Here is a 12,892-nt window from a genome sequence, read left to right as displayed (position 1 = left end):
CAGTCGCACTGCCTGCACGCCCAGCAACCACAGGCAACGCGGCGGCAACGATCAATCGCCCTCGCGTCGCACCCGTGTACGGTAGGCAGACACATTGTCGCCATCGATCTGCGTTTGGCGCGTGCCGATGATGGTATCGACCTTGACGTCGGTACCGGTCACCGGCTGTGCATCGACCTTGGTTTCGCGCTCGAACGCATGCGATTGATCGGTGTTGCGGTAGTACCGATACAGCATCCAGTACAGCGCCGAGCCACCGGCCGGGCCCGCCAACAGCAGAAAAAGAACGCCATCATCGCTCATCAAACACCTGCCAGAAAAAACAGAACCGCCGCTTCGATCGCGGTGCCTGCAGTCAGCGCAGCCAGCAACAGTTTCCATTGCTGGACCGGCACGCTGCCCATGGTTTCGCCGGTGCGGCCATTGACTGCGATGTAGTGCAGCATGCCGCCGTCGCGACCGGGCTGATGGTACGAATACAACCACACCGGCAGATACATCGACACCCAGCGCGTGCCGTGCACGTCCAACCGCTCCGACTCCCAGCGCACCCCACGGCCATAGCGCCTGACCGACGGTTCGACCTGTGCACGTGCGATCGACAGCAGCTGGTCTTCCAGCCTGGGGCGTAGCTGCGCGATGTCGCGGTCGCGCTTTTCCGAGCTGAAACCGGCCAGATACGACGCGTTCCAGCGCACGGCGTTCTTGGTATCGAACGGCAGGATCGCGTTGACGATGTTGTTGGTGTTCACCCGGCTATCCAGATTGCCGCGCGCCGCGGACGATTCCAGCGGCAGATCGTCCACTGTGAATTCGATCTGCCGACGCACCTGATATACGTCGGCGTCGTAATAGGTCTGTTTGTTCTTGTCGGTGCCGCGCGTGTACTGCCGTAGCTTGATCTCGCCCATTCCCGACACGCTGGCGCTCACATTGCCGTCGACGATCATGTAAGGCAGGTACACACCCACTACGTTCTCAGGCGTGAACTGCTGCTTGAATGCCTTCAACGCAAACAACCGGCGCTTGCCCACGAACTGACGGATGCGCGCTACCGCATCCTGCTTGTCGATATGGAAGGGCAGCACCGCGTCGGGAACTGCGCCGTTGGCCACCTGTTCGTTGACGCCGAACACATGCCGGCACCAATGGCAGCGCGCCGTCATGGCGCTTTGTGTGTTGATGGTGACCTCGGCCCCGCAACCGGCGCACTTGAAGCTCATCAGGCTGGCCGCATCCGCAGCGATGTCTTGCGCACCGGAGGCGACGACCGTGCCATGCAACGCGTCGAGGCCTTGCCCGAAGCCGAATGCCTCTTCGACCCGCACCCCTGGCCACTCGGCGCGGCAGTACTGACAGACCAGCAGGTCGGTGCCGAGCTTGGGGCGGATATCGCTGGAGCCGCAGGCCGGGCAGCGGTTGAGGCCGTCCTTGAGCTCGGCAGCGGCGGTGTCGATCGCCAGTGGATCGGGAGCCAGCACTTCCTTGCGGATCGGGCCGGGCAGGGTGGCAGGGTCGAGCGCCAGGCTACCCGGCAACGGCGGCACGTCCTGTGGTGAGCCTGGACCGGTAGGCGGTGCCGCACCCAATGGTGGCAGTGGAGGCGGCTGCAGTGGCGGCAGCGGCGGCGGAAAGCGGGGATCGGACATGACGGCGAGCGCGCTTACAGACCCAACGCCCTGGCCTTTGCGGCGTCGTAATCGGCCTGCGTGATCAGGCCCAGATCCAGCATGTCCTTGGCCTTTTTCAACTTGGCTACCGGATCGTCCGCCGCAGGCGTTGCTGCTGCGACAGGCTGCTGCAACGCACCCACACCGCCTGCCAAGCCCGTGGCCATTCCCACGCCTACCAGGCCTGCCGCTCCGCCGTGTTCGCCTGCCGATTGCAGACCCTGCGCAACGCTGGCCTGCAAATTGGAGTTACCGCGCGCCCCGGCCAGCGCATCGGCGCGCTGCACGGTCTTGAGCAATTCGCGCGTGTTGGCGTCGTACTCGATCGACACGATGGTGGTCTTGACGATTGCCAGGCCACGATCGGATTTCCACTGATACGCCTGCTCCACTGCATCGGACAGGCTGCGCGCAAACCCCAGCGAATCCTGCTGCAGTTTGGTGATGCGATTGCCCTTGGCCGGGTCGTTCGTATACAGGCTGAAAGCGGGCGCGAGCGAGCCGACCACTTCGTTGAACAGCTGACTGGCCGCGGCGTTATCCAGATCGGTGAAGTCGAAGATCGCGCCCGGTTGCAGATAGCGCGCCGGCACAAAATTCTTCACGAACAGGATGGGGTCGACGATCTTCAAGGTGTACGCGCCGCGCGTGATCGCGCCCACCTGCGTGCCCAGAAAGCCGTCGTCCCAATAGATTTCCGACTGTGTGCCAAAGCGGTTATCCGGCAATTCCTTCAGCGAGACAAAAAACGCTGCCTGCTGAGATCCGGGCTGACCCCCGAACTTGAAGCGCTCCCAACTCTGCCGGATCAACGGCGCCACCAGCCCGTCGCCCGCAAACAGCGATTGCGCATTGACATCGTCCGAACGCCATTCGTAACCGCCCGGTTCGGCGACAAACCCGGTGATGGCGCCATCCTGCAACAGCAGCAATCCGTAGCCTTCGGGCACTACGATCTTCGAGCCATTGCTGATGATGTTGGACGACGCGCTGGTGTTGGCACCACGCCCGGCGTTGCTGCCGTGCGAAACCGCAGCGAACAGCGCTGCCGTCGCCGGTAGATCCGCCGGCACGGTATAGAAATCCTTCCACTGGTCGGCCAATACGCCGCTGACCGCACCTGCCACTGCCTGGATCAGACCCATGACAACATCCTGTAATTGGTAGACCCGCAGCGTACCCGTCTTGCGCACGCAACTCTATGCCGTGCGTCGGGTGCGGCGTGCCGCCGGTGGCGCCTGCAGAGCGGTCAGACCCTCCATCGAAGACAGCGGGTTGCACCGCACGACTGCCTGACATGCAAAACCCCGCATCCGCGGGGCTTTGCATTCGTGCATGGCGGCGTAGGGCAGTGCGCTACGCCAGCGCGGTCATCACGGCAGATCGCACTTGATCTTGCCGTCCACGTAATAGGGTTTGGGGACGTCGGGATTGGTGCTGGTCTTTTCGAACACCACTTCGAACGAGGCCATGTCTACCTTGCCCCGTCGCGACGTGCAGGCGTCCTGAAGTTTCTTCTTCACCGCGGCAATGCCGGCTTCGCGGTTGGCGCCATCGGCGCTATTGGTCAGGTTGGCCACTTCGGCCCAGGCCTGGGTGCTCAGGCCGAGCAGGCATCCGGCGAGCAGCATGCTGTGCAGCTTCTTCATACGATCTCCTTTGCAATGTCCATTGTGCAATGTCCCTGGATGCGCGGCAGATGGGTTGCAGCGCGCCGACAGCATAGGCGTGCCACGTTAAGAACCCGTGCGCAGCCACCTGCGCCAATGGCGCGCTGTGTCATGCGCGCTGCCGGTCCTGCAGGCTCCGCGTCCTGGCATTACCGGGCAAGTGCCAGCGTTGCCCATGCAAGTACGCCGTAGCGCGTGACCTTGGCGATCGTCACCAATGGCAGGAAGACGCGCAACGGTTCGCGCATGACCCCGGCCGCCAGCGTCAGTGGGTCGCCAATGATCGGCATCCAACTCAGCAGCAGCGACCATTTGCCGTATCTGCCATACCAGGCCTGCGCACGCGCCAAGGCGTTTAGGGTTACAGGAAACCAACGCCGCCCCTGGAAGCGCAGCACCTCGCGCCCGATCCACCAATTGATCAGAGAGCCCAGCACGTTGCCGACGCTTGCAGCCGCCACAAGCCCCACCACCGAACCGCCATCCAGCAACAACGCAACCAATGCCGCCTCCGACTGCGCGGGAAGCAGCGTAGCGGCAATCAACGACAATGCGAACAGCGAGAGATAGGTCAAGGACAGCCTATGGGTTGGTCATGGCGTTTGAGTTTCAGCGGAAGAGGGAAGCCTTTGACTCACGCATGCACTGTTGTGCGAGCGGCAGCGACATCCGCAAAACCTCACCTCATAAATTCAGTGTGCAGCGATCAATCCGTCGCCATGCAGTGAAGTCGCGATGCACGTACCGCCCAATTGTGCAGCGCCCAGCACGCGTTACAGCAGGGCCAGCTGCCCCACCGCATTGCGCACGCTCTTCTTGGTCATACGCACCACCGAACGATGGATCGTCATGCCTTCGATCAAGGCATCGATCGCACTGGCGGCGGGTTTGGAAAAATGCAGTTCCAGCGCCGCGCGGCTGCGTGCCATCCACTGCTCCATGATCGCGGTCATTTCCGGATGGCGCCGGGCAAACGCATACAGCTCGTAGCTCAGCAGCAAGATCCGCGGCGAGGCGGTGCTGTCGGCAAAGATGATGTTCACCACAGCATCGCAGGCTTGGTCGCGGTTCTTCGCAGCGCGGATCTCGGTGGCGAAGTTCTTCGAGACCTCCTGCGAGAAGCGGGTGAATGCCGCGATCAGCAGCTCATGCATGGAGCCGAAGTAGTACGTGGTCGCGCTCAACGGCACCTGTGCGTGTTCGGCAACCTTGCGGAAGGTTGTCCCAGCCACGCCATGCTCGACGACCACCTGCAAGGTGGCCTGCTCAATGTGTTCTTTTCGATGTGGGTCTTGCCGCCAGGTCCTGCCGCTCATCTGTCTTCATGCACGTATCGACCAGGGCGATGGTAATCCAGAGTTGACTTGCTAATTGGTACAGATGTACAAATTGACGCTACTGGCTTTATGCTGCCCGCAGAAAGGCACCGGAGAGCATTGCTTTTTCGTCACGAGGACTAGGTATGACGGGTTCGGAAAAACACCAGGTCGATGTGGGCCGCAGGGCGACGCTGGGCGGTTTGGCCGCTGGCGGCGTGGTCATTGCAACTGGTGCAGGTGCGGCGCCATCCAGTCACTGGCAGCAAGGCAAATGGCTCAATGAACCCAAATCGCACCGTATCGTGAGCGGCGATGTGCTGGAGGTCGTCACCGACAAGGACACTGACTTCTGGCGCGAAACCCATTACGGATTCACCCGCGATAGCGGGCATTTTCTTGGCATCGCGGCGCCGGCAGCATTTACCTGCCAGCTGCGCGTGCGCGCAAAGTTCGAGCAGCTCTACGACCAGGCCGGGCTCATGATCCGCGTCAACGAGCGGCAGTGGGTCAAGGCGGGCATCGAGCTCAGCGACGGTCGCGCGATGCTCAGTAGCGTGCTGACCGATGGCAAATCGGATTGGGCCACAGGGCCGTACGAAGCTGACCCGTCCAACTTCTGGATCCGCGCCACCGTCGACAAGGGCGTGCTGCGTCTGCAAGTCTCGAAGGACGGCACGTATTGGCCGCTGGTGCGGCTGTGCCCATTCCCGGTGGCCAGCACCTATCTGGTTGGTCCGATGACCTGCACGCCAGAGCGCGAAGGCTTGAAGGTGCACTTCTCCGACTGGAAGCTCGGCCCGGTAATCGGCAAGGATCTGCACGATCTGTCCTGAGGGTTTACAACATAACAGCTGCGTTCACCGTCAGGCGGACGTGGCCTGTGTTCGGTGCTTGGTGCGGCACATGCCATGGGTGCACTCCGGTTCTGAGTGCGCCGTCTAAACCGAACTGACGACTGTTCGCTCAGCTTTCCTAGATCGGCTAAAAAAAGACTGCGTTTACCGCCAGGCGGTGGCGACCGGTGCTCGGAGCGGCATATACCACACGCACAGCCCGGTTCTGAGCGCGCCGTCCGCATCCATCTGACGACTGATCGCTGCGTTTTGTTAGCCGCTCTTAGTGGCTCTTCATGCCGTCTATCGCCTGGCAGCAGGTGTCTTCGCAGTTGGATGATTGATGACGTCTCATGCTTCACACAGTGCGCAGCAGCACGCATCGGGTTGGGATGCGCCAACATCGCACCGGCGTTGTTTTCGATGGCCGGACAACAGCGCGCCATGCCCGAGGGCATGGCGATCACCGCAATGACGACACTCGGCTACGCCGGCGTCCTGACCGGCCCCGCCTTGATCGGTTTCGCCGCCCACGGCTGGGGACTGACCGCCGCGCTGATGCTCGTGGCTGCCGCGATGTGTGCGGTCGCCATTTCTGCCCGCTGGTTGCGATTGGGTAACGCTGATTAGGGCGGGGGAGGGCTAGGCCAACGCCTTGGTCATCAGCATCCCCAGGGTCCGGGCAGCGATCAGCATCAATCGACGGGCTTGCATGTTGCGGTCTCCGGTTCTTGGGACATCTTGCCTCCCATATCAATTTCAGTAATCGCCGCCCGGCGTGGCGACCGTCATCGCTCAGTCGCGCCGCACCACCAGACCTGTCTGCGCAGCCAGTAGATCGATCCCCGACGCCGGGTCGCCCAGCAGCGCGGGCCAACCAGCGTTGCCTAGTCACGTCAGGTACGTTCCCACAGTGGCCGCTCAGGTGGAAGCCGGCATTGGTGCGAAGGTGGAGCATCCGCTCCGCGTGAGCAAACGTAGATTCGGTCATCAGTGCTTATACGTGTGCTTTCCGTGCACTGATGAGTGCTCGCAGCATTCTGCTAGCCGCGATAATCCATCGACCACACATGCGGCCGGCACGCTGCAACGTCTGCCGCACAAGGCGCGGTGCTATCAGCATGCAGGCATTAACTGGTCAGGAGCGCTTTGCGCTCATGCACTGATGCGTCGATCAACGCAACGGTGCTTCGGTCGCATTGGCGTCTACGTTCGCAATGAATGCTCAGCAATCAGCGAGCTAAGCGCAGCGGCGGGCGATCCAGCACCAGCTACCACATGAACTTCATCTCACAGCCAAGGTAATTGCTGTCGTGACCGCCGGCGGAACGCACGGTGTCGCCGGCCTGGTAATGGACTGCTTCGATGGCGGTCTGCAGGTGTGTGTTGAGCTTCCAGTCACCGCGCAGCTGCAGATAGCGGCCGGTCCAGTGACTGCCGGTGCCGGCAGTGCCGGCCAGCGGAATGTCTGGCTGCACATACACGGCGTCGGCGGTGCTTTGCCGCCATAACAGGCCGAGCGAGGCGGTAACGCTCAGCTGTGTGGTGGGCCGCAGGGTGAGCATCGGTTTGATCTGCAGCAAGTTGCTATAGCCGGTGTAGCCGGCCAGGTTGATGTATGCGCCGTTCGGGAACAGCGGGTTGAAGGTTTCAAGCTGTCCATCGTCCGGATGTCGGTCGCCGGAGGCGGTATCGACCTGCAACCCCAGGCGCGGCGTCAACGCGGTGTCCTGCCAGGTGTAGCCGGCCTTGAGGCCGAGCGCCCAGGCACGCGCACGGCTGTTGCCGACCTTTCCGCGTTGCCCCATCGCCTCAAGATCCCAGTCCAATGCAGTGTGCACACCTGCGAAGCGGGCATCGACAATATCGCGGCGCTCGTTGCCGGCCGCATCCAGAAAGCTGGCGTCATCCTGCCGATAGCGTGCGTAATACAGCGACAGTTCGTCGCTGCCCAGGACGTGGCGTTCGACGCGCACGGTATCAAGGCGCAGATGTCGATTGGAGAAGTCATCGAAGCTGCGCACATCGGCGTACTGCACCGGCTGGCTGACAAACGCAATCCAGCGCCATGGGCCGGTCTCGTAGTTGACCCACACCGCATCGAAAGATTGGCGCACATTCGGGCCATCACGCAGCGAGACGAATCGCTGCAGGTCGAAGGCAAACTCCTGCCGGCCCACGCGCAGTTTTATATCGCCATCGGCCAGTGGCGCGGTGTATGCGACGAACGCCATGCGCAGGTCGGCACGATTGGCATCGGCCGGGCCGATACGGCGTTTATTCACTGCGCGTACGTCTTCCAGTTGGGTAAAGAGCTGCAAGTGCTCGCCAACCCGCACGTCCAGATGCGCCTGCAGGCGATGCAATAGATAGCTGTCGCTCTCGCGGCCGATACCCAGCGCAGGCGTGTGATTGCTTTCGAAGCGTTCGCGCAGGTTGATGCCGAATGAGGCGTAGCCGGCGTCGCCAAGCGGGATATATTTCAGGCGATCGAACGGGTGCGTGCGCAGCGCGGGGTCAGCAAGCGGCGACCAGTCTTCCTGCCAACGGTTGGACTTGATGGCAGGGCGTACCGGTGTGGCGGCGGTTGCATCGACCGAAGACTGCGCCCATGCATCGGCGCATGGGCACAGGACCAACATCAAGGGCAGTGTGAGGCGTAACGACATGTGCGATCAGGAGTGGAGTTCGGCGTGCAGCTCGGCGACATAGCCACCGGGGAATTCCACCATCGCCGACTGTCGACCCGACGCGGCCACCGCAGGCACCAACACTTTTGCGCCGGACGCGGTGGCGCGCGCGAGCGTTGCCGTAAGGTCGTCCACTGCGTATCCGGTGAGCTCGTGCCCGTACGGATAGGGCAGGTGGCCGTCAGTCACCAACACCTGCAGCGCACCGAAGCCGGAGCTGATGACGATGCTGCGGTAAGTGACGCCAGGCCGGCCGATCAGCGTTGCGTCCGCACGGCGGTCATCGTGCAGCACCTTGCCATGCGAGAACTTCAGCCAGGCTTTAACGAACGCATCGGCACAATCTGGCGAGACGTAGACGCGGTTCTCCGGAATCGTCGCCAGCGGTGCGTAATGCGGTGCGGTGTCGTGCCAGTACAGCTGCATGCTGACGCCGCCCGGCCAGGCGATCACCGCATCCATACCGATAGGATCCTTGAACGGCGCAACCAGTACCTCCGCTCCGGCAGCGCGTGCGGCGCTGATTGCCTGCTGCATGTCGGTCACCAGATAGCCGGTGCGTTCGCTGCCGAACGGGTGGGGCACCGGCGTACGAAATCCGAACAACGACACGGTGCCTGCCGGCGTCTGCACCAGTTGAGAACTGGTACTGCTGGGCGTTGGCGTGACCGTGGCGATCACCTGGCGCGTGCTTTGTCCGCCGAAGGTCGCGGCGAAACTGCGCGCAAACGCATCCACATCGGCGGGTGCCACATAGACGTGTGTGGTGTCGTACTGCGGGCCGACCGACACCGGCGCTGCAGCATCGGCAAGGACCGGAAGGACCGCGCTCAGCATCAGCGCGGCGGACAGGCTCAGGGAAAGTAGCGGACGCATGGAAGTTCCTTCGGGAAAGAGGGCGGCGGCGGCATCTCCGGCCATGGGCTGTCGATGCCTTTGCGGTAGGAGTTGGATGCACTTGAAGCGTTCTTGCGCGCCGGTTGGACTAGACGCCGCCCGCATCGCGCTGTGTTTGTTGCCAAGTTGCTTGATCACGCGCGCGATCTGCGTTGCAGCTACGCGCATCGCGACAGAGAACAACCGGCCGTCTTTGCAGGATTCTCGCCGGCGACGTACTCGGCCTTACGCAGGTGAGATGCACCATCAGATCGCATGGACGAGCGCGCTCACGCATCGCCTTCGTCGGTTCGCGCAGGTGGCGGTGATGGCGCAGCCAGCGGCACGCGTTTGCCTTCTGGCAGATGCCCGAACATATGTGGCTTGACCTGATGCCCGATCCACGAGGCCTCGGTCTGACTGCGCGTTGTCAGCTGTCGCACAAGTGGCGGCAGTTGCTCACCGACCAGGATGCCAAGCAAGCCGACCAATGCAATGACCGGCGGCGCTGGCGAGCGCACATTGAGCAGGCTGTAGATCACACCGACCAGCAGACCGGCGCCAAGCGAGAGCAAATAGGGCTTCATCGTGCGACTGCCTGTTGTGACGCACGGTCCGCGCAGGTCGGCAGTGCATGGCGTCTACGTGCCACCGCCAGCCAACGTGCCTGGTCGCGTGGCGAGGGGAGTGCACTGCCGGCGAGCGCGTGGCGCTGGCCCGACACATCAGACATCGTCATGGACGCGATCTCTCTGGAGGGGGAATCGCTGGGTCAGGGCGTCGAGGGACGCCAGCGATGTGGTCCATGCTGGACGCCTCGGGCCGAATCCAGAACACCGCGTCGGGGCAGGGTCCGATGACTCGTTCGGGGGATGCGTGCACACGGCGCACGACGCGCCTCCGCCATGCGTCCTGTGCAGCAGGCTGGATCAGGCGACATCAACCAGCACGGCAGATCAACATCGACGCATTGCAGGAAATGACGTAACAGCGGCATTGTTGCTGCGGGGGAGTGGGCAAAGAATGCACGCACACCACCCACCTACGGCAGCACCATGGCACCTGGCATCTGCCCTGGATTGGTTCGGCACGCCACGTTGGCTGCATGCGTCTTGCTGGCCGGATGTGCAGCGCCGCCATCGAAGGCGACGCCACTTGCAGCAGCGACATCGAGTGCCACATCCACCGAGGAGGCGTTGATCCCGCCTATCGCGCTCGCTTCAACCGCGCGCGTGGTGATTGCGGTGGTGGGGGAGAACACAGACGTGGAGATCAGCGACTTCCTGGTGCCTTTCGCGATCCGCTGCTGGCGTTCCTGACCTAACGCGGACTGCTCGCAGCATTGGGCGCTGCAGATGTGATCGAAGCGGCCAATCACATCGCACTCGGCGATCTGGCGCAAGCCACTCACGTTGTCACCGGTCGGATGCAATGCGTAGAGACAGTCGGCCAGCGACAGTTGGGTGTGCGTGCGAAAGGCAACGATCGCCGCCTCATACTCACTAGATAAAACGATGGAGCGCGGCCGCCTCGGACCGGTGGGCAACTCCGCAACCGCGGTCCGCTTCTTCCATTTCGCCACGGTTTTTTTTGGTTAATTCCTTAACGCTTGGAGAGCGCTCTCAGACTTTCTTGACGATGTTGTATCGCTCGACGGATTGCCTCTGTCGTGGTGGCGTTCCCGTGCAGAACCTGGCCTATCGTGCTTGCTTCCAGTCGTGGGTAAAGAGTGCACCCTCAATGTCTGGGATCAAACACCTAGTCACTCGCCGGCGGATCAAATCGCAATCCGCCGCGGCTTTGCAGCGCGATGTTTTCGACCTCGACATGGCTCTTTTCCACCAGCATGTCGCCGGTCAGGCGCAGGTAGTCCTTGAAGTGTGGTGTTTGGCGATGCGAGGCATAAGCTTCGGCATCGGCGTAGATCTCGAAGAAGATCCATTGATCCGGCCGCCCCTTGCGGGTCGCCGCATACATCGCCAGTACGCGGGGCTCGACCTGCATGGATTTGCGCATCTCCTTCGTGACGATGCGATGGAATTGGGCGAGGTCTTCGCGCTTCACCGTCACCTCGACGATGCGTGCTTCCGGCGCCTTGCCGCGCTGCAGGATCGATAGCGCAGCCGGCTGCTCCGCGAGGAACACCGGATCGGTCTCGACCAGGCGCTTGTCTGTGACCAGCGACCGCGTCGATTCGAAGAAGCGCCGGTAATGGGCAGTCTCGATGTGGCGCCGATAGGCTGCCTCGTCGGCATATAGTTCGAGCACGTAGGCCAGGCCGGGTCTGCTCAGGCTGGCGACCGCATGCATCGCCAGCACACCGGGCTCGTCGCGGAGCGAGGCCTGCATATTGTCCCGGCCCGCAGCATCGAACACTTGCGCCCGCGCAGGATCGGTTTGCAATTCGAAGAGACGTACCACCGGCTGCGCGGCGGCAATCGGGGCGACCAGCATCGTTGCCATGGTCAATAGAATTCTCCAGCAGTTCACGTCAGTCCACCTTGGTTCGACGGGTACTTACAGATTGAAACGTTCATGATGCGCCCCCGTCGACGGTGGTACTGATCGTCGCTCAGGCCGTCCTGTATTCCCGTGCCGGCGCGGTGGGCGTTGCCGGGGCGGCGCGCGTCTGGCCAATGCGTGATGCCAGACGCGCACCGGACCATGTCGCCTGCCGACGTCCGCATCATCCCGGTGTGTGGCCCATGCTTGCGGTCATCACCAGGCGTAGGCCGTTGACGCGGGTTTGCCTGGCGCAGCGTACGCCGACGAGGCGGTAGCGTCGTGTTCGACATGACCGACTCACAGCCTCAGCAATCGCGTCGCGTTGCCGTGGGCGATGAGCGCCTTTTCCGCATCGCTGACGGACAGGTTGTCGATGAAGGCGCGCGCGCCATCCAGGCTCTGGTAGGGGTAGTCAATGGAATACAGGATGCGTTGCGCGCCCATCAGCGCGTACACAAACTGGAAATGCGGCAGGGTGAGCATGCCGCTGGGGGAGACGTACACGTGTTCGCGATAGGTCTGCAAGATAGAGCGTTCCAGACCCGAGGCTTCCTGCGGAATGGAATCCTCCAGCCGCTGCAGGAAGAACGGCACCATCTCGCCCCAGTGGCCACTGATGACCTGCAGGTTGCGATGGCGGTCGAATACCCCGGCCAGCAGCATGCGCACGACCTGGATGCCGGCTTCGTTGTGCCAGCCCCAGGCGAACGTGGACAAGCGTGCGCTCAGCTCGGGATCCAAGCCGCCGTAGTAGGGCGCCTGCACGGCAGGCAGCGACAGGCCGGGATGGACGTACAGCGGCACCTTCAGCGCGTCCAACGCGGCGAGGATCGGCGCGTAGCGCGTATCGTCCAGAAATGTATCGCCAGGGCGGCCGTTGATCAGCGCGCCCTTGAGGCCTAGTTCCTTCACTGCACGCTCCAGCTCGCGCGCCGCGGCGGCTGGCGCCTGCCAGGGCAGGGTGGCGAAACCGGCATAGCGGGTGGGGTGGGCCTGCACTGCCTCCGCCAGCCTGTCGTTGGCTGCACAATTGAGCGCGATAGCGTCGGCCGCCGGTAACAGTTGCGGGAATCCGCCGAAGGACAGCACCTGCATGTCGATGCCGGCTGCGTCCATGTCCGCCAGTCGCGACGCGCCCATCTCCATCGCCTTGCGCGCGGACTCGGCAGGCGCGATGACATGCGGGCGACTGCGATCGGTCACCTGCCGGCCATCGATCACGCGGCGGCCCCAATCGGCGAGGTAGGGCGCCTCGGCGCTTACGCGCGGCTTCGCGGCCTGTCCGATCGCCGGATCGAGCACGTGTTCTTCGACGCAGATCAGTTTCAT

At 62.8% G+C, this 12,892-nt stretch carries 12 protein-coding genes, 1 other RNA gene and 2 pseudogenes; 3 read left to right on the top strand and 12 right to left on the bottom strand.

The annotated features are described in order from the left end of the window. Positions 1-51: 51 nt before the first annotated feature. The 6 genes from ABQZ00_RS09505 to ABQZ00_RS09480 form a co-directional block, all read right to left on the bottom strand. Positions 52-303, bottom strand: coding sequence for a hypothetical protein (locus ABQZ00_RS09505; protein ID WP_115527782.1), 252 nt, complete (start codon positions 301-303; stop codon positions 52-54). Continuing rightward, positions 303-1,649 carry a TFIIB-type zinc ribbon-containing protein gene (locus tag ABQZ00_RS09500; protein ID WP_323536955.1) on the bottom strand — a complete coding sequence of 449 codons (1,347 nt, stop codon included), beginning with the start codon at positions 1,647-1,649 and terminating at the stop codon, positions 303-305. The genes ABQZ00_RS09505 and ABQZ00_RS09500 overlap by 1 nt, the downstream gene beginning before the upstream one ends. A 14-nt stretch (positions 1,650-1,663) precedes the next feature. Beyond that, entirely contained in the window at positions 1,664-2,815 is a 1,152-nt protein-coding gene (locus tag ABQZ00_RS09495; RefSeq protein WP_115553812.1) for an SPFH domain-containing protein, read from the bottom strand. A 228-nt stretch (positions 2,816-3,043) separates the two neighbouring features. After that, the gene (locus ABQZ00_RS09490; RefSeq protein ID WP_323536956.1) at positions 3,044-3,319 is read right to left on the bottom strand and encodes a hypothetical protein; all 276 of its coding nucleotides are present in this window, start codon (positions 3,317-3,319) and stop codon (positions 3,044-3,046) included. 170 nt (positions 3,320-3,489) lie between these two features. Further along, on the bottom strand, positions 3,490-3,915 hold the full coding sequence (locus tag ABQZ00_RS09485) for a YqaA family protein (protein WP_323536957.1): 426 nt from the start codon (positions 3,913-3,915) through the stop codon (positions 3,490-3,492). Positions 3,916-4,113: 198 nt separating this feature from the next. After that, entirely contained in the window at positions 4,114-4,656 is a 543-nt protein-coding gene (locus tag ABQZ00_RS09480) for a TetR/AcrR family transcriptional regulator (RefSeq protein ID WP_323522939.1), read from the bottom strand. A 146-nt stretch (positions 4,657-4,802) separates the two neighbouring features. Here ABQZ00_RS09480 and ABQZ00_RS09475 point away from each other — a divergent pair, with 146 nt between their 5' ends. The 3 genes and pseudogenes from ABQZ00_RS09475 to ABQZ00_RS09465 all read left to right on the top strand — a co-directional run. Beyond that, complete coding sequence (locus tag ABQZ00_RS09475; protein WP_323536958.1) at positions 4,803-5,492, top strand: DUF1349 domain-containing protein; 690 nt, start codon at positions 4,803-4,805, stop codon at positions 5,490-5,492. Positions 5,493-5,694: 202 nt separating this feature from the next. Continuing rightward, positions 5,695-5,771, top strand: a non-coding RNA gene (locus ABQZ00_RS09470) — sX9 sRNA. A 102-nt stretch (positions 5,772-5,873) separates the two neighbouring features. After that, a pseudogene (locus tag ABQZ00_RS09465) lies at positions 5,874-6,122 on the top strand (MFS transporter); the annotation flags it as partial. A gap of 641 nt (positions 6,123-6,763) precedes the next feature. On the opposite strand, the gene ABQZ00_RS09460 reads toward ABQZ00_RS09465, so the two are convergent. The 6 genes and pseudogenes from ABQZ00_RS09460 to ABQZ00_RS09435 form a co-directional block, all read right to left on the bottom strand. After that, the gene (locus tag ABQZ00_RS09460; protein ID WP_323536959.1) at positions 6,764-8,161 is read right to left on the bottom strand and encodes an alginate export family protein; all 1,398 of its coding nucleotides are present in this window, start codon (positions 8,159-8,161) and stop codon (positions 6,764-6,766) included. A gap of 6 nt (positions 8,162-8,167) precedes the next feature. Continuing rightward, positions 8,168-9,058 carry a glyoxalase gene (locus ABQZ00_RS09455; RefSeq protein ID WP_323536960.1) on the bottom strand — a complete coding sequence of 297 codons (891 nt, stop codon included), beginning with the start codon at positions 9,056-9,058 and terminating at the stop codon, positions 8,168-8,170. Positions 9,059-9,348: 290 nt separating this feature from the next. Next, positions 9,349-9,645, bottom strand: coding sequence for a XapX domain-containing protein (locus tag ABQZ00_RS09450; protein ID WP_323536961.1), 297 nt, complete (start codon positions 9,643-9,645; stop codon positions 9,349-9,351). An 833-nt stretch (positions 9,646-10,478) separates the two neighbouring features. Then, a pseudogene (locus tag ABQZ00_RS09445) lies at positions 10,479-10,759 on the bottom strand (helix-turn-helix domain-containing protein); the annotation flags it as partial. A gap of 57 nt (positions 10,760-10,816) precedes the next feature. Further along, positions 10,817-11,521, bottom strand: coding sequence for a putative quinol monooxygenase (locus tag ABQZ00_RS09440; RefSeq protein ID WP_323536962.1), 705 nt, complete (start codon positions 11,519-11,521; stop codon positions 10,817-10,819). 339 nt (positions 11,522-11,860) lie between these two features. Beyond that, a complete protein-coding gene (locus ABQZ00_RS09435; RefSeq protein WP_323536963.1) occupies positions 11,861-12,892 on the bottom strand; it encodes an amidohydrolase family protein in 1,032 nt (343 codons plus the stop codon).

This window comes from Xanthomonas sp. WHRI 10204, from assembly GCF_040202875.1.
Lineage (GTDB): Bacteria > Pseudomonadota > Gammaproteobacteria > Xanthomonadales > Xanthomonadaceae > Xanthomonas.
Note: the sequence above shows the minus strand (reverse complement) of the source record. Positions and strands in the feature narration are given on the sequence as shown.